Raw genomic sequence first — 16,460 nt, 5'->3', positions numbered from 1 at the left:
TTTCAGGTAGCCTTTGTCGTGTCAGCAAGCTCGGCCAATGCGGCTTCGGCGATTTCGAAATCGGAAAAGTGGTGCTTCTCGCCCTGCACATCCTGATAGGTTTCGTGGCCTTTGCCGGCAATCAGGATGATGTCGTGCGGCGCGGCGCGGCGGATGGCGGTTTCGATGGCGAGGCGGCGGTCGGCCTCCACCAGCGCGGGCTGCAGCACGGCGGGCAGGATGTCGGCAATGATGTCTTGCGGCTCTTCCATGCGCGGGTTGTCGCTGGTTACCACCACCTTGTCGGCGCCCTGCGCGGCAGCCGCACCCATCAGCGGGCGTTTGCCGCGGTCGCGGTTGCCGCCGCAGCCGAACACGCACCACAGCTCGGCGCCCTGAGGCTTGATTTCCTGCAGGGTGGCGAGCGCTTTTTCCAGCGCGTCGGGCGTGTGGGCATAATCCACCACCACCAGCGGGCGGCCGGGATGGCTGATGCAGTCCATGCGGCCGGTGGCGGGCCGGATTTGCGCCAAGGCGCGCAACACGTCGGCCAGCGCGTAGCCCTCGGCGCACAGCAGGCCCACGCAGGCGGCAAGGTTTTGCGCGTTGAAGCGGCCGAGCAGGCGGCTCGTCACTTCGCCGCTGCCCCACGGCGTATCGAAGGCCACCTGCATGCCTTGGGCGGAGGCGGCGAAACGGGTGATGCAGATATCGGCCTCGGAGTTGAAGCCGTAGCCGTACACCTTTAATTCAGGGCGCTCGGCACGTAGTTGGGCGGCCAGCTCGCGGCCAAAGGGGTCGTCGGTGTTGATGACGGCGTGTTTGAGGCTCTGCCAGTAGAACAGTTTGGCTTTGCTCGCGCCATAGGCGGCCATGCTGCCGTGGTAGTCGAGGTGGTCGCGGGTGAGGTTGGTGAAGATGGCGGAGGAGAAAGGGGTGCCGACCACGCGGTTTTGGTCGAGGCCGTGGCTGGACACTTCCATGGCTACGGCAGCGGCACCCTGCTGCTTGAATTGGTGCAGCAGGGTTTGCACGCGCACGGGGTCGGGCGTGGTGTGGGTGGTGGCTTCGAGCCGCCCCCAGAAGCCGTTGCCCACGGTGCCGATGATGGCGCAGGGCGTGCCGAGCAGGTCGGCGGCTTGGGCCAGCCATTGCGAAATCGAGGTTTTGCCGTTGGTGCCGGTTACGCCCCAGCAGGAGAGGCTACCTGAAAAATTGCCATACAGTTTGGCGGCAAGCAGGCCGGCATTCTGCTTCAGGTGCGGCACGCCGCAGTTGGCCACCTGCCACTCGGGGCGCCAGACAAAACCGTCGCCGCTGTCCCAAAACACCATCACCGCGCCATTGGCGATGGCGGCGGGGATATAGTTGCGCCCGTCGGCATATTCGCCCTGACAGGCCACAAAAATATCGCCGGGTCGCACCAGGCGGCTGTCCATACGCAAAATGCACCCCGCCGCCACAACGGGCGGCAGGGTGCAGTTGTCGGGCAGGGGAAACTGTTTGTCCTTCAAGCAATACATGGTCGGCTCCAGCAACCGATTTATTTGGCAGCCACACGCTGCACGGGTTTGGTGGGCGAAACGCCCAGGATGTTGAGCGAGCCGGCCATGATGTCTTTAAACACCGGCCCAGCCACAATGCCGCCGTAGTAGCCGTTTTGTGTGGGCTCGTCGATATTCACCGCCACAATCACGCGCGGATGCTCGGCCGGTGCGAAACCGATGAAGGTGGCCATGTGTTTGTTGTCGGCATAGCGGCCGTCCACCAGCTTGCGCGCGGTGCCGGTTTTGGCACCCACGTCAAACCCGGGTACGGCGCCGTGCGTGCCGGTGCCGCCCGGCTCGGTAACCGCCACCATCATGCGGCGGATGGCGCGCGCGGTTTCCGGCTTGATCACCTGTTCGCCCTGCGGCGCGGTGCTCTGGCGCAGGAAGCTTACCGGCAGCAGCTTGCCGTCGCTGGTGAAGATGGTGTAGCCGTGCGCCAGCTGCAGCAGGCTCATCTGCAGGCCATAGCCGAACGACATGGTGGCCTGCTCGATCGGCCGCCAGTTGCGCCAATCGCGCACCAGCCCGGGCGATTCGCCGGGGAAGCCGGAATGCATGCGGCGGCCGAAGCCCACTGATTGGTAGAAATCGTGCATTTCTTCCGGCTTAAACATGGCCGAGAGCTTGCTCACGCCCACGTTGGAAGATTTCTGCATGATGCCGCGCAGGGTGAGCGAAGGGTAGTTGTGCGTATCGCGCACGGTGGCCGCGCCGATATTATAAGTGTTGGTGTTGAACACCATGTTTTCGTTTACCTTACCCGAATCCAAGGCTTTGGCAATCGGGAAGGGCTTCATGGCGGAGCCGGGCTCCAGCATGTCGGTTACCGCGCGGTTGCGGCGCAAAGCACTATCGGCCTCGCCGGGCTGGTTCGGGTCGTAGTCGGGCAGGTTTACCAAGGCCAGAATCTCGCCGGTTTGCGCATCCAGCACCACGGCGGTGCCGGCTTTGGCCTGGTGGTAGGCCACGGCCTGCGCCAGCTTGTCGTGTGCCAGCGATTGGATGCGCTGATCCAGCGACAGCACCATATTGCGTCCGTCCACCGCCTCGCGGTTGCGCGGCGAATCTAGCGCGTCCACATAATTGCCCTTGTTGTCGCGCAGCACCACGCGTGCGCCGTCTTGGCCGCGCAGGTCGTCTTCGCGCGACAGCTCCAAGCCTTCCTGGCCTTTGCCATCGATATTGGTGAAGCCGATCACGTGTGAAAACAGGTTGCCCATCGGGTATTGGCGCTTGGGCTCGGTTTGGAAGGCCAGGCCATCGATTTTCAAAGCGCGCACTTTGGCCGCGGTTTCCGCCGTCATCTGCCGCTTGAGGAACACGAAATCGCTGTTGGTGCGCGCCAGGCGGTCGGCAATGGTTTCCACCGGCACGTCAATCAGCCCAGAGAGCTGTTCCAGCTGCTCCTGGCTCGGCATTTTCTCCATGGCGGAGGGCACAGCATACAGCGAATCGGTGGGCGCACTCAAAGCCAGCACGGCGCCGTTGCGGTCGGTGATGGTACCGCGGTTGGCCGGCTGCACCAGCGTGCGCACGAAACGCTTGTTGCCTTCTTCCTGCAGCCTGCTTTGTTCCACCGTGTGCAAATGCACGCTCCAGGCCACCGCCGTGCCGAATGCCAAGGCAAACACCATCAGCACAAAGGCAATCCGGCCGTTGGTGCTCACCGGCTTTTTCTGCCTGACCGGCTTCTGCCGCATCTGCGGCTTGTAGTCGCTTTTAATCAGCATAGTGTTTCCATTACTCTCTGTGCCGCTCTAAGGATGCGGCTGCTCGCAAGCATTATTTTTATGGTGTACTTCAATACGACAAACGGATGATTCTCGTATTCTGCATGGTGGGCGCCTGCAGCTGCTGCTTCTGCGCCGCTTCCTTAATAAAGTCGTGGTTGGCCAGCTTGGCCTGCTGCCATTGCAGGCGGCGGTATTCTTCTTCCAGATCCGCCTGCCGCTGGTTTTCCTTTTCCAGCGCGATAAACGATTCGCGCGAGCTGTCTTGCACCGACACCACCGCCAAGGCGGAAAGCACCACCAGCACAAACAACAAAATATTCAGCTTATTCATCGGCAAACTCTCCCGCCGTCCGTTCGGCCACGCGCAACACGGCGGAACGCGCACGCGGATTGGCAGCCACTTCTTCTGTCGAAGCCTTTTGCGCCTTGCCGATTTCCGACAAGGGCGGCATCTGCCGTTCGCTCTCGCGCACCATCACCCACTTGGGCAGCGGCGCCGGCCGGCTGTGGCGGCGGATAAACTGCTTCACTATCCTGTCTTCCAAAGAATGAAAGGCAATCACCGCCAAGCGCCCGCCGGTTTTCAGGTAGCCTGAAGCCTGCGGCAGCACGGCGGCTATTTCTTCAAGCTCACGGTTGATGAAGATCCGCACGGCCTGAAACGTCCGCGTCGCCGGATCTTGGCCGCGCTCACGAGTACGGACGACTTGCGCCACAAGCTGCGCCAGCTGGCCGGTTGTAGCGATGGGGCGCTCCCGCCGCTGCTGCACAATCGCACGCGCAATCTGGCTGTTAAACCGCTCTTCACCATAATCTCTGATTACCTCGCGAATCTCTTTTTCCTCGGCCTCGGCCAGCCACTGCGCGGCGGTTTGGCCGCGCGTGGTGTCCATCCGCATATCCAGCGGTGCATCGTAGCGGAAGCTGAAACCGCGTTCGGCATCGTCGATTTGCGGCGAAGACACGCCCAAATCAAACAGCGCGCCATCTATCTCTTCAATGCCCAGCTCTTTTAAGGCTACCTGAAAACCCGCAAAGCCACCGTGCACCACCTGCACGCGCTTATCGGTTTCCGCCAGCTGCCGCGCCACGGCCACCGCCTGCGGGTCTTTATCGAACACCACCAGCCGGCCGTGTTCGCCCAGCTTCGACAAAATCAGGCGGGAATGCCCGCCCCGGCCGAAAGTGCCGTCCACATAAATGCCGTTCGGCTTCACCGTCAAGGCATCCACCGCTTCATGCAGCAGCACGGTCACATGCGCCCATTCCTGCCGGCTCATAAGCGGAACCCGGCCTTATCCAACTGTGCGGCCAATTCGTCCGGATCCATATCCAGCACCGCGTTCATATTGGCCTCCCACTGCTCGCGGTTCCACAATTCCAGGCGGTCGGCGCGGCCCACCAGCGTTACTTCCTTATCAAACTGCACGCGGCGGCGCAGGCTCGGCGGCAGCAGGATGCGGCCGGAAGCATCCAAATCCAACGTTTCGGCGTGGTTCAGCATCAAATCGCGGAACATCCTGGCCGCCGGATTGCCCGACACATTCATCGCCTGCAGGTTTTCCGCCGTTTTCTGCCATTCCGCCTCCGGATACATCACCAGATGCGTGCGCGCCTCCACGGTTACCACCAAAGACGGCGTGTAGTGGCGCGCGAGCAGGTCGCGGAACTTGGCCGGAATCGCCAAGCGCCCCTTGCTGTCGATGCTCAATTCATGTACGCCGCCAAACACTTTGCCCCACCTTCAATCGATTTCTGGAATTACAAAGGCACTTTGCCCCACAATTCCCCACGAAACGACACTATACGCAAAGCAGCCGAAACGGTCAATTGCAAATCTCGTAAAAATGTAGGATTAACAAACTGTTTTTTAAAAAGATAGTCTGATTCAGCCGACCCGCCGCCGATTTTATTGGCATCCATCGTTTCGCCTCCTGCCGGCAAACCTTTATAATCCCGAATGTTTTCCGATTTTTCATGCAATTACTCTATGAACTGCCCTGCCCTGCCCGAACCCTCCGCCGAAGAAAGCGCCACCTCACAGGCACTGTGTGGCTTGATACAACAGCGCATCCAAGAAAATAACGGCTTCCTGCCCTTTGCCGACTTCATGCAGCTCGCCCTCTACCAGCCGCAATACGGCTACTACACCGGCGGCACGCACAAAATCGGCGCCGGCGGCGACTTCATCACCGCCCCCGCACTCACCCCCCTGTTTGGGCAAACCCTCACCGCCCAGCTGCTGCCCCTCTTGCCGCAAACCGCCGGCAACGTTTATGAATTTGGTGCCGGCACCGGCGCGCTGGCCGCCCAGCTGCTGCCCGAAATTTCAGGTAGCCTCAAGCATTACCACATCATCGAAGTCTCCCCTGATTTAGCCGAACGCCAGCGCCGCCACCTCGCCGATGCCGTGCCGCAATATCTGCATAAAATCAGCTGGCTGGCCGAATTGCCCGCCGAGCTCGACGGCATCATCCTCGGCAACGAAGTGCTCGATGCCATGCCCTGCGACATCGTGCGCCGCGAAAACGGGCAGTGGCTGCTGATGGGCGTGAGCTTGGATGAAGCCGGGCAATTCCAATGGCAAAGCGCCCCCCTGCCCGCCGAGCTCGCCGCCGAAGCCCAAGCCTGCCTACCCGCCATCGACGGCTACACCAGCGAGCTGCACCTGCGGCAGCAAGCCTTCGTGCGCACCCTCGCCGCCCGCCTCACGCGCGGCGCCCTGCTCTTCCTCGACTACGGCTTCGATGCCGCCCAGTATTACCACCCCCAGCGCAGCGGCGGTACCCTCATCGGCCACTACCGCCACCATACCGTGCACAACCCCTTCGAGCGCGTCGGCCTCACCGACCTCACCTGCCATGTGAACTTCACCGCCCTCACCGAAGCCGCCGTGCAATCCGGGCTCGATCTCATCGGCTACGCCACCCAGGCCGCCTTCCTGCTCAACCTCGGCCTCACCGAACGCCTCGCCGCGCAGGGCAGCCCCGAAAGCGAAGCCTACATCCGCGCCGCTGCCGCCTGCCAAACCCTGCTCGCCCCGCAGGAAATGGGCGAGCTGTTCAAAGCCATCGCCTTCGGCCGCCACATCGACCCCAACTGGCAAGGCTTTGCCATCGGCGATTTGTGCCACAAGCTTTAGCCGCCGCTTAAGCCGCTTTGCAGCAGCCGCTTTCAGACAGCCCGATCCCGCACTGCCGCACAAAAAACCGCTTGCAGAACATCATGCTGCAAGCGGTTGGTTTGGCTGGCCACAGTTAATCCAACCCGAAAGGCTACCTAAAATCCGCCAAAATTTTTCAGGTAGCCTGTTCGCACCTTCGGGCTACCTGAAAATGGCAAATCCAAACAGAAACATCCAACGGAGCGCAGGCTGCCCGCCCGCATTTTGCCAAACCCAAACGCAACGGCAGCCCATTTGCCCTTTGCAGGCAAGCGCCTGAGCCGCATTCGGTGAACCCCTTCGGCGTACCCGAATGTTTTTCAGGTAGCCTCTGAGCGCTTAGAGGCTACCTGAAAACCTATAATCCGGCGTATTTACACATCCAGCCGGTAGAAGTTGAAATCCTCAATCCGGTGGAAGCCGGTTTTCGGATAGAGCGCGTTGCCCGGGGCGTTGGTTTTGGCGGTGTCCAGAATCACGCCGGCAGCGCCGGTATCCTGCGCCAGGCGTTTGGCTTCGGCAATCAGCTTGGCGCCGCAGCCGTGGTTGCGGCATTCTGGGCGCACAAACAAATCGTTCAGCATCCACAAGGGCTTGAGCGCCAGCGAATCAAACAACGGGTAGAGCTGCATAAAGCCCACCGCCTGCCCGTTTTCTTCGCACAGGTAGAGCCGCGAATCGCCGTTTTCCAGCCGCTGCCTGAGGAAGGCGCGGGCTTTTTCGGGCTGCGATTCCACTTGGTAAAACACCAGGTAGGCGGCAAACAGTTCGGTTAAGGCATCCAGGTCTGTCAGGGTGGCGGCACGGATCATGTCTTTCTCCTTTCGTTTACGGGGGTTGGCCGACGGCCGGTCTTGAGATGATACGCCTGCTCCGCGCGCCGAACCAGCGGGTAAATCAAAATGGGTTCAATTTGGCCGGGGGTTGCGTTTGCAGCCAGCCCACCTATGCGCTGAGGCTACCTGAAAATAATCAATCGGCACAAACCGCCAACGGGGCGCAGGCTGCTTGCCCGCACTTTGCCGGCCGAAACCGCCCGCTTTTCATACGAAACCCATCTCCGCCGCGCCAGAAAGTTTTTCAGGTAGCCTTTTGCGCACCAAAGGCTACCTGAAAATAATCCGGCACAAGCTTTCAGGCAGCCCGGATGCCGTTCAAGGCTACCTGAAAACCTGAATTGCCGCGCAGTTAAAACCAAACGGCGGCCCTTAATCCTGCTCGGCCAGCCAATCCACATAGCGGCGCACGCCGGCGGCCACGTCATAAAATGCTTCGGCATAGCCGGCATCGCGCAGGGCGCTGATGTCGGCCTGGGTGAAGCTTTGGTATTTGCCTTTGAGCGCCTCGGGGAAGTCGCTATACACGATCAGCCCTTGCGCCACCAATTCTTCCAGCGGCAGCTCGGGCTGGCCTTCGCGGGCGCGGCAGGCGTTTACGGTGGCGGCGGCCAGCTCGTTGAAGGTTTGGCTGCGCCCGGTGCCGCAGTTGAAGATGCCGGAGATGTCGGGGTGGTCGTAGAAAAAGAGGTTGACTTTGGCCACGTCTTCCACGCTGATGAAGTCGCGGCTTTGCGCGCCGGCGGGGTAGCCGTCGTAGCTGCCGAAGAGGGTCACGCGGCCGTGCTCGCGGTATTCGTGGAAATGGTGGAAGGCCACGGAGGCCATGCGGCCTTTGTGCTGCTCCTGCCGGCCGTACACGTTGAAATAGCGCAGGGCGACCACCTGGCTGTGCAGCCCCTGCGCCAGGCGGCGGCGCAATACTTGGTCGAACAGGAATTTGGAATAGCCGTATATATTGAGCGGGGCTTCGAGCTCGCGCTGTTCGCGGAAGGTTTGGCCTTTGCCGTATACGGCGGCGGAGGAGGCGTGGATGAAGCGGATGCGTTCGTCTTGGCACCAGTCGAGCAGGTCGAGCGTGTATTGGTAGTTGTTGTCCATCATATACACCCCGTCGTGGCACATGGTGTCGGAGCAGGCGCCCTGGTGGAAGATGGCTTCGATGCTGTCGCCGTTGATTTGGTGGGCGCGCACTTGGCGGATGAATTCGTGTTTGTCGAGGTAATGGGCGATGTCGGCGTGCACCAGGTTGCGGAATTTGTCGGCGCGGCTGAGGTTGTCCACCGCGATGATGTCGGTGATGCCGCGCCGGTTGAGCGCGTGCACGATGTTGCTGCCGATGAAGCCGGCAGCGCCGGTAACGATGATGGTCATGCGTATCTCCTAATAAACGGTTGGCGCATATTCTAACCGATTTCAGGCTACCTGAAACTTGATATTCCACCGCCGGCAACCATATTGCAGCCCAAGCCGAATAATAAACAAGGAAACCTCATGAACACCCATCCCGCCGCCAACCTGCGCACCCGCTTTATTTTCGACGACCAGCCCATACGCGGCCTGCATGTCCACCTGCAAAGCGTATGGCAGCACATCGTGCAGCGCAAACACTACCCCGCCGTTATCCAAAGCGCGCTGGGCGAGCTGCTTGCCGCCGGCGCCCTACTTTCCAGCAACCTCAAGCTGCCCGGCAAGCTGATCTTGCAAATCCAAGGCCAAGGCGACCTCAAAATGCTGGTGGCCGAAACCGACTCCAACCACAGCTGCCGCGCCACCGCCCGCTGGAACGAACAGGCCAACCTGACCGACGGCCGCAGCCTCACCGAGCTGCTCGGCGAAAACGCCATCTTCGGCATCACTCTCCAGCCCTACGACGGCGAGCCCTGGCAAGGCATCGTCCCCCTCGAAGGCGGCAGCATCGCCGACATGCTCACCGCCTACATGCGCCGCTCCGAACAGCTCGACACCCACATCACCCTCGCCGCCTCCGAGCACGCCGTGGGCGGGCTGCTGCTGCAAAGGCTGCCTGAAAAACAAATCGATGCCGACGCTTGGGCACACTACACCACCCTCGCCGACACCCTCACCGCCCAAGAGCTGCTCGATCTGGATGCCCAGCACCTGCTCTACCGCCTCTTCCACGAAACCCCGCCGCGCGTATTCGAGCCCGAAGCCCTCGAATTCGCCTGCACCTGCTCGCGCGGCAAAGTGAGCGACATGCTCCTGCTCCTAGGCGGGCAGGAAGTGGGCGGCATCGTGGCCGAACAAGGCAGCATCGCCATCGACTGCGACTTCTGCGGCGAAAAATACGTGTTCGATGAAACCGACATCCAAAGCCTGTTCGGCATGGAAATCGAAGCCATGACCGGGCAGCAGCTGCAATAACGCCCGTGCCGTTTTCCCGCAATCAAGGCTACCTGAAAACGGAGCTTCCGAAGGAAGCGGAGTTTCTGCAAAGCTAAAACGATGTCTTGGCGCAGCCAAGGCTGAGTTTCTGCGAAGCTAAAACTAATTTTCAGGTAGCCTTTGCCATCCGCAAACTCCAAACAGAACTTTCACCACAAACGCGCAATCCTTCGCCACCCTGCTGGCGCAGCCGAACGGAGCGCGGTTTTTCGGGGAACAAGGGCACGCCCTGTCCGAAGCGGCGTAGCCGCAAGTTCGGGCCCGCCCGAAAAACCGCGCGGAGTGAGGGAAGTTTGGCGAAGCCAAACCTGTGCCCGCAGTCGCCTTTCTTTGCTTCCTTTCTTTGGCGAAGCAAAGAGAAAGGAAGTGCCCGCGCCGGCATAAGGCGCAAAGGTGAACGGAGTGCAAGCAGGAAAGGCTACCTGAAAAACATTTATCTCAACCCAAAAATACCATCGAAAGGCTACCTGAAAACGAGCAAAGCGAGTTTTGCTAAAACGATGTCTTGGTGCAGCCAAGGCTGAGTTTCTGCGAAGCTAAAATTTTCAGGTAGCCTTTCCCTTGCCCTGCCGCAAGCCAAGCCCCCGCCGTTCAGGTACAATACCGGGCGTCCCGCCACCAACCCAAGGAGCACCCATGCCCAGCACACAAACCCAAATCGCCGGCTTTCAGTTTAACAACTGCCTGATGAACGCCGCCGGCGTCGCCTGCATGACCATCGCCGAGCTCGAAGAAGTGAAAAACTCCGCCGCCGGCAGCTTCGTCACCAAAACCGCCACCCTCGAGCCCCGCGCCGGCAACCCCGAGCCGCGCTACCGCAACGTACCCCTGGGCAGCATCAACTCCATGGGCCTGCCCAACCACGGCCTCGCCTACTACCTCGACTACCTGCTCGACCTGCAAAACCGCGAGCCCGAGCGCACCTTCTTCCTCTCCCTCGTCGGCATGTCGCCCAACGAAACCCACACCCTCCTGCGCCAAGTGCAGGCAAGCGGCTTCACCGGCCTCACCGAGCTCAACCTCTCCTGCCCCAACGTGCCCGGCAAACCCCAAATCGCCTACGATTTCGACACCACGGAAAAACTCCTCAGCGAAGTGTTTGCCTATTTCAGCAAACCCCTCGGCCTCAAACTGCCCCCCTATTTCGACATCGTCCACTTCGACCAGGCCGCCGCCATCTTCAATAAATTCCCCATCAAATTCGTCAACTGCGTCAACTCCATCGGCAACGGCCTCTATATAGAAGACGAAACCGTCATCATCCGCCCCAAAAACGGCTTCGGCGGCATCGGCGGCGAATACATCAAGCCCACCGCGCTGGCCAACGTGCACGCCTTCTACCAGCGGCTCAACCCCGCCATCCAAATCATCGGCACCGGCGGCGTGCTCACCGGCCGCGATGCCTTCGAACACATCCTCTGCGGCGCCAGCATGGTGCAAATCGGCACCACCCTGCACAAAGAAGGCATCGCCGCCTTCGCCCGCATCACCGAAGAACTCCAAGCCATCATGGCCGAAAAAGGCTACGAAACCCTGGAAGACTTCCGCGGCAAATTGAAATACCTCGGCTAAACCCAAGCCGCCGTTGCAACGACAAAAGGCTACCTGAAAATTTCAGGTAGCCTTTTGTCGTTTCGCACCAAATGATTATGCAGATTAGCGCAATGCGCGGATGCCCACGGCGTCGCGCACTTGATCGAGCAGCTCGCGGGCTTGTTTGCGGGCTTTAGCGGCGCCGGCCTGCAGGATGTCTTCGATTTGCGCGGGGTGGGCAGTGAGCTCGTGGAAGCGTTCGCGTTTGGGTGCAAGCTCGGCGTTGAGCTTGGCGCCGAGCAGTTTTTTGGCTTCGCCCCAAGCTAGGCCGTCGGCGAGCATTTGGGTGAATTCGGCGGTTTCGGCGGGGGTGGCGAAGGCTTTGTAGATGTCGAACAAGGGGCTCTCATCGGGGCTTTTGGGCTCACCAGGTTCTTTGAGGTTGGTGATGATTTTGTTCACGGCTTTTTGCAGCTTTTTCTCGCCTTCAAACAGGGGGATGGTGTTGCCGTAGCTTTTGCTCATCTTGCGCCCGTCGAGGCCGACGAGGAGCTCGACGTTGTCGTCTACTTTGGCTTCGGGCAGCACAAACAGTTCTTTGAAGCGGTGATTGAAGCGCTGAGCGATGTCGCGGGTCATTTCCACGTGCTGGATTTGGTCGCGGCCCACGGGCACTTCGTGGGCGTTGAACATGAGGATGTCGGCGCTCATGAGGATGGGGTAGCTGTAGAGGCCCATTTCCACGCCGTGGTCTTGGTCGGTTTGGCCGGCGTCGAGGTTGGCCTGTACGGCGGCTTTGTAGGCGTGGGCGCGGTTCATCAGGCCTTTGGCGGTGATGCAGGTGAGTATCCAGTTGAGTTCGGGCACTTCGGGGATGTCGCTTTGGCGGTAGAAGGTGGTGCGCTCGGGGTCGAGGCCGCAGGCAAGCCAGGTGGCGGCTACGGCTTGGGTGGAAGCGTGGATAACTTCGGGGTCGTGGCATTTGATGATGCCGTGGTAGTCGGCGAGGAAGAGGAAGGATTCGGCGGCGGGGTCGGCGGCGGCGGCAATGGCGGGGCGGATGGCGCCGACGTAGTTGCCGAGGTGGGGGATGCCGGTGGTGGTCACGCCGGTGAGGACTCGTTTTTTCATGGTGGAGCTTTCTGTGGTTTGATGGGAATTAGGAGGGGCAGCGCATGCGGCCGGAAAGTGGGGGATTATAGTGCAAGGGCAGGTGGCGGTCATGCCTGCGGCGGGATGGTGAAGAAATTTTTTAGCTTCGCAGAAACTCGGCTTTGGCTGCGCCGAAACATCATTTTCCGTAAGTTCAATAGATGCGGTGCGATAGGTTTTAACTGTCCTCAAGCGAATATGCTTTTGATAGAAAAGGATATTTGCTATGGTAATTTTAACTGTAGTCTCTACCAAAGGTGGCATTGGTAAGACAACTGTAACCGCCAATTTGTCGGCTGTGCTGGCCGATATGGGGTTCAGAGTGTTGATGATCGACACTGATACCCAAGCATCGCTCAGCAAATTCTACCCAATACACTACCGTGCACCAAACGGTGTAGTAGAACTCTTGTTGGGTAAAAACGACGAATCCGTCATTCAATCGACCATCTCCAATACGGTTTATCCCAATCTGGACATTGTCCTGTCCAACAATATCCGTGACGACGTGCAAAACAAGGTGCAGAACCGCCCCGACCGAGCCTTCCTGCTGCGCAGCAAGCTGGTGCACCCCTGCATTGCCGAGAATTACGACGCAGTGTTAATTGACACCAAAGGCTCGGTCGGCGTGATTCAGGATGCAGCCTGCTTTGCTGCCAACCTGCTGCTCTCGCCGATCATGCCGGAAACACTGAGTGCGCGGGAATTCGTTTCAGGCACACAAGAAGCTTTAGATCGGCTGGCGCATGGCGCGGTGATGAACTTGCCGATTCCACCGCTGCGGGCGTTGATTTATGCCCGCGACCGCACTAAAGATGCGCGCATCATTACCGAGGGCATCAAGGCCTATTTCAACCAGAGCTTGGACGGTAAAAAACAGCTACTGCCTTTAGAAATCCCCTATGCCAAAGCCTACAAAGAAGCAGCCACGCTGCGAATTCCAGTGCATTGCCACGAATGGAAGCATTCGGGCAAATCGGAATCTGCCCGCCAACAGATGATTCGGTTGGTATACGAACTGTTCCCGCCGATTCAAGAACAGCAGGTGGAATGTCATCTGTTCGGCGAACATCTGGAAAATCTGTTGCCTGAAGAAACAGCAGCCGATACCGGTACGGATAATATGTCAGCAGAGGTGCGATCATGAGTAGCAGCAACCGTTCTGGCACAATAAAACGTACTGGGCCGAAATTGCAGCTGAATGCCGAAACTGCATTCGCCAGCCTGCTAGTCGCTCCTCCAGCACAAACTGGAATGGACATTGCGCCCAAGGACGATGTGTTTCCTGGGCTGTTTATGAATGTATCAATACACGAAATCGATTTCTTCGATAAAAACCCGCGTATCCACCATGACCCGGAGCAATACGGTCACATCAAACAGTCCATCCGCGAAACCGGCGTGCAGCAGCCGGTACATATTACCCGCCGCCCCGGCGACAGCCGCTTCGTGCTGGCTCAGGGCGGCAACACCCGTCTTAAAATTGTACAGGAACTATTTGCCGAAACCGGCGACGAGCGTTTCGCCGTCATCCCGGCAATCTTTGCCGAATACACCTCGGAAGCTGATATTCAGATTGCCCATCTGATCGAGAACGAACAACGTGCGGAGATGTGCTTTTGGGACAAGGCACAGGCCTATGTCGCGATACGGGGAATGTTTCAGGCTGAAAGTGAGAAACGGCTCAGTCTGCGTGAGTTGGAACAGCTCTTTCTAACACATGGATTGTCATTATCTTACAAAACATTAGGATTGATGTTCTTTGCTGCTGATCATCTCAATGACCTAGGAATACTGGCGCAGCATCTGTCCAATCCCAAGACCTTTGATATCCGCAAACTTTACAATCAATTCCAAGATGCCCTTAAAACTATTGGCTCACTTCCACAGTTAGATGGTTTCTGGAGCAGCAACCTGAGCGCATGGGCGATCGAGCAGAGTGGTACAGAGACGCGGGAACTGGATATAGCCTCCCTGAATCGTTATCTGCAACAGCGTTTTGCTGAAACATTTGGCGATATGGCACTGCAACAGATACAGGGGCAACAAGCTGCAAAAACCACTCCCAATTCGGGACTACCTGAAAGTGACAACCATACCATCAAATCTGCTGTCACAGCAGCAGATACCGTCAAACCGGCTGAGACGGTATCCAACGTGCCAACCACACCGGATACTACTACCACCGTTGTGCAGCCGCTCGATGCGGTGGCACAACGGCATGATGCCCGTTCGGCTATAGCAACTGCCGCCACTTCTCTCTATGCCAACCGTGAGACAGCACTTCAAGCCCTGCATCACGCCGTACGCGGCCTGCTATCAATGGTGGGATTGGAAGACTGCTTCCACGGACACCAAGCTTTCCCTTACAGCTTCTATCTCGAATACCCTGATTTTCAAAATATCCCTCAGACCAACCCGCAGGCAGTATTCGCCATCGACCACCTACACGAAGAGGCAGGTAACGTATTCGCCTTTTTGTGCCGTGTTTCCGGTCAAGATATGCTGATGGGCAGTGCCTTTATGGAAGCAAAAAATCCTATCCTTATGCTGCCTAAAACCTCAGCTGTGCGAGCGGCCTATCAGGATGCCGACATCTTGGACGAATACAGTACGATGGGTATCGGCGAACGGGTGTACCTACTAGACAGGGTCTTGGAGTGGCAGACTGCTGATACCCCCTACACCGCGCCGGTGGCAGCCATTTTAACGGCCATGCGTGCTGTTCGTGCTTTTGACATGGGAGGTAGCCATGCTTGAAGCAAAAGTCTACCGACTAAGTTTGGATAACCACTGTCCGCTACATGGCCAAATACTAGCATTGCTGATTTCCACACTAGTCCTGCCTAAAAGCAAAGCTGAACAGGCAACCAACGCCGATATCCTGAACAAATATACCGACACCTTTGACCTGTTGGCACACCTACCACCTGAGCAGCTGCATGCGGTGGCCGGGTTGCTGGATGGTGCAGCAGAAATCCATTTATCACCATCCGCATTGCACAAAGCAGTGCATGAAGTGGTTGGTAGTCAAAAACGACACCAATACTACATGCAACGCTGTGAATGGCTGATCCGCCACGGCGGCAGCAACCGCATGATCCTGCTGCTGTGCCCAGTGCTCTGTGCTGATGACGTTCGGCAAATGCGCCAGCGGTTGTGTATTCCAGTCAATAAGGGCAGATTACCGGCATTGCCATTGGAAACTCAGCTATCAGTGGCCGCCGATTGGAAGGCAATGGTTGATGAGCCTGATACCTTCCTACGTTATCAGCGCTTATCCGAACTCTATCCAGACTATACGCTTGGCCAGCTGTACAGCACAGTTGCCGCTATTGAAGGGGGCTGCCCGTGAAACCCGCAACCAGCGAACTAGTCGCCACTCTGCCGCCTGAGTCGTTTGGCAGCGGATACCCGTATTTGGACATCCGCAATACCGCCTACTTGGCTGCATTGTGGGAAGAACCAGTTACCTATGTGGTGCAATTCGCCCAAGCTTTAGATTCAGTGACAGCAGGCTACTTCCTTAGTTGTTATATTGAGCGTTACCGTCCGGATGAATGGGTTAGTCTGAACGAAGATATTGTTCGACAGGAAACCGGATTGGGAAGAGGACGTTGGTACAAGGTACGCGATACCCTACTGAATGCTGGAATCCTGACCAACGAACGTGATATCGGTGTGTCAATGTACCGGTTGAACGGAGATAGACTGGAAAGCTTGCTACGCCAACATGCAGATTTATCGCTGTGCGCTATTGCAGCCGCACCAGTATCGCTCAACCGCCTACATCTAAAAACGCTGTTGCACCATGGTCTATCTTTCAAAACCTGCCTGCTGCTCGCAGTAGTACAGGCAGATACACCCCACACCGCATTGGCCGATAGACAGGCTTACAGCCCATGGGTGCCGTTACCGGAGCAAGTGGTTACCGAACGTACTTTTCTGAGCCGTACCGAACAGCGGCGAGCCGCTGAAGACTTGCGCAATATCGGTGTATTGGAAACTAAATACGACGGTTTCCCACGTATACGCCACTGCCGTTACAGTTTGCAGCGGCTAGCGGAGCTAAGTGACAGCTATATGCAGACCATAACGATCTGATGGC

16 protein-coding genes are annotated in these 16,460 nt (G+C 58.4%); 7 read left to right on the top strand and 9 right to left on the bottom strand.

Going from position 1 to position 16,460, the window contains the following annotated elements; all coding sequences use genetic code 11:
- Nucleotides 1-2: 2 nt before the first annotated feature.
- The 6 genes from H9Q10_RS06265 to H9Q10_RS06240 form a co-directional block, all read right to left on the bottom strand.
- Nucleotides 3-1,502, bottom strand: a complete 1,500-nt coding sequence (locus tag H9Q10_RS06265; RefSeq protein WP_197903110.1) for a UDP-N-acetylmuramoyl-L-alanyl-D-glutamate--2,6-diaminopimelate ligase — start codon at nt 1,500-1,502, stop codon at nt 3-5.
- Nucleotides 1,503-1,522: 20 nt separating this feature from the next.
- Nucleotides 1,523-3,259, bottom strand: coding sequence for a peptidoglycan D,D-transpeptidase FtsI family protein (locus tag H9Q10_RS06260; RefSeq protein WP_197903109.1), 1,737 nt, complete (start codon nt 3,257-3,259; stop codon nt 1,523-1,525).
- Nucleotides 3,260-3,329: 70 nt separating this feature from the next.
- Entirely contained in the window at nt 3,330-3,593 is a 264-nt protein-coding gene (gene ftsL, locus H9Q10_RS06255) for a cell division protein FtsL (protein WP_197903108.1), read from the bottom strand.
- Complete coding sequence (rsmH, locus tag H9Q10_RS06250; RefSeq protein ID WP_197903107.1) at nt 3,586-4,542, bottom strand: 16S rRNA (cytosine(1402)-N(4))-methyltransferase RsmH; 957 nt, start codon at nt 4,540-4,542, stop codon at nt 3,586-3,588. The genes ftsL and rsmH overlap by 8 nt, the downstream gene beginning before the upstream one ends.
- A complete protein-coding gene (mraZ, locus tag H9Q10_RS06245; protein ID WP_197903106.1) occupies nt 4,539-4,994 on the bottom strand; it encodes a division/cell wall cluster transcriptional repressor MraZ in 456 nt (151 codons plus the stop codon). The genes rsmH and mraZ overlap by 4 nt, the downstream gene beginning before the upstream one ends.
- Nucleotides 4,995-5,023: 29 nt before the next feature.
- Complete coding sequence (locus H9Q10_RS06240; protein ID WP_197903105.1) at nt 5,024-5,185, bottom strand: hypothetical protein; 162 nt, start codon at nt 5,183-5,185, stop codon at nt 5,024-5,026.
- A gap of 67 nt (nt 5,186-5,252) precedes the next feature.
- On the opposite strand from H9Q10_RS06240, the gene H9Q10_RS06235 reads away from it, so the two are divergent.
- Nucleotides 5,253-6,404 (top strand): class I SAM-dependent methyltransferase, encoded by a 1,152-nt coding sequence (locus tag H9Q10_RS06235; RefSeq protein WP_197903104.1) that lies wholly within the window; start codon nt 5,253-5,255, stop codon nt 6,402-6,404.
- Between the two features lie 395 nt (nt 6,405-6,799).
- Here the strand turns inward: H9Q10_RS06235 and H9Q10_RS06230 are convergent, their stop codons facing one another.
- Entirely contained in the window at nt 6,800-7,237 is a 438-nt protein-coding gene (locus tag H9Q10_RS06230) for a GNAT family N-acetyltransferase (RefSeq protein WP_197903103.1), read from the bottom strand.
- Nucleotides 7,238-7,633: 396 nt separating this feature from the next.
- Nucleotides 7,634-8,635 (bottom strand): ADP-glyceromanno-heptose 6-epimerase, encoded by a 1,002-nt coding sequence (gene rfaD / locus H9Q10_RS06225; protein ID WP_197903102.1) that lies wholly within the window; start codon nt 8,633-8,635, stop codon nt 7,634-7,636.
- Nucleotides 8,636-8,755: 120 nt separating this feature from the next.
- Here rfaD and hslO point away from each other — a divergent pair, with 120 nt between their 5' ends.
- Complete coding sequence (gene hslO, locus H9Q10_RS06220; protein WP_197903101.1) at nt 8,756-9,646, top strand: Hsp33 family molecular chaperone HslO; 891 nt, start codon at nt 8,756-8,758, stop codon at nt 9,644-9,646.
- A gap of 657 nt (nt 9,647-10,303) precedes the next feature.
- Nucleotides 10,304-11,239 (top strand): dihydroorotate oxidase, encoded by a 936-nt coding sequence (locus tag H9Q10_RS06215; RefSeq protein ID WP_197903100.1) that lies wholly within the window; start codon nt 10,304-10,306, stop codon nt 11,237-11,239.
- Nucleotides 11,240-11,323: 84 nt separating this feature from the next.
- Here H9Q10_RS06215 and trpS read toward each other — a convergent pair whose 3' ends face one another.
- Nucleotides 11,324-12,331 carry a tryptophan--tRNA ligase gene (gene trpS / locus H9Q10_RS06210; RefSeq protein WP_197903099.1) on the bottom strand — a complete coding sequence of 336 codons (1,008 nt, stop codon included), beginning with the start codon at nt 12,329-12,331 and terminating at the stop codon, nt 11,324-11,326.
- 247 nt (nt 12,332-12,578) lie between these two features.
- Here trpS and H9Q10_RS06205 point away from each other — a divergent pair, with 247 nt between their 5' ends.
- The 4 genes from H9Q10_RS06205 to H9Q10_RS06190 are packed head-to-tail and all read left to right on the top strand — an operon-like array spanning nt 12,579 to nt 16,456.
- Entirely contained in the window at nt 12,579-13,499 is a 921-nt protein-coding gene (locus tag H9Q10_RS06205; RefSeq protein WP_218042256.1) for a ParA family protein, read from the top strand.
- Nucleotides 13,496-15,112 (top strand): ParB N-terminal domain-containing protein, encoded by a 1,617-nt coding sequence (locus H9Q10_RS06200; RefSeq protein WP_197903098.1) that lies wholly within the window; start codon nt 13,496-13,498, stop codon nt 15,110-15,112. Before H9Q10_RS06205 ends, H9Q10_RS06200 begins: the two co-directional genes overlap by 4 nt.
- Nucleotides 15,105-15,707, top strand: coding sequence for a DUF2857 family protein (locus tag H9Q10_RS06195; protein WP_049258594.1), 603 nt, complete (start codon nt 15,105-15,107; stop codon nt 15,705-15,707). Before H9Q10_RS06200 ends, H9Q10_RS06195 begins: the two co-directional genes overlap by 8 nt.
- Nucleotides 15,704-16,456: a hypothetical protein gene (locus H9Q10_RS06190; RefSeq protein ID WP_049258595.1), complete on the top strand. Its 753-nt coding sequence runs from the start codon at nt 15,704-15,706 to the stop codon at nt 16,454-16,456. Before H9Q10_RS06195 ends, H9Q10_RS06190 begins: the two co-directional genes overlap by 4 nt.
- Nucleotides 16,457-16,460: the final 4 nt, after the last annotated feature.

Origin of the sequence: Eikenella glucosivorans (assembly GCF_016025525.2) — a bacterium.
Lineage (GTDB): Bacteria > Pseudomonadota > Gammaproteobacteria > Burkholderiales > Neisseriaceae > Eikenella > Eikenella glucosivorans.
The sequence above is the reverse complement of the archived record's forward strand: the minus strand, read 5'-3'. Positions and strand labels throughout refer to the sequence as shown.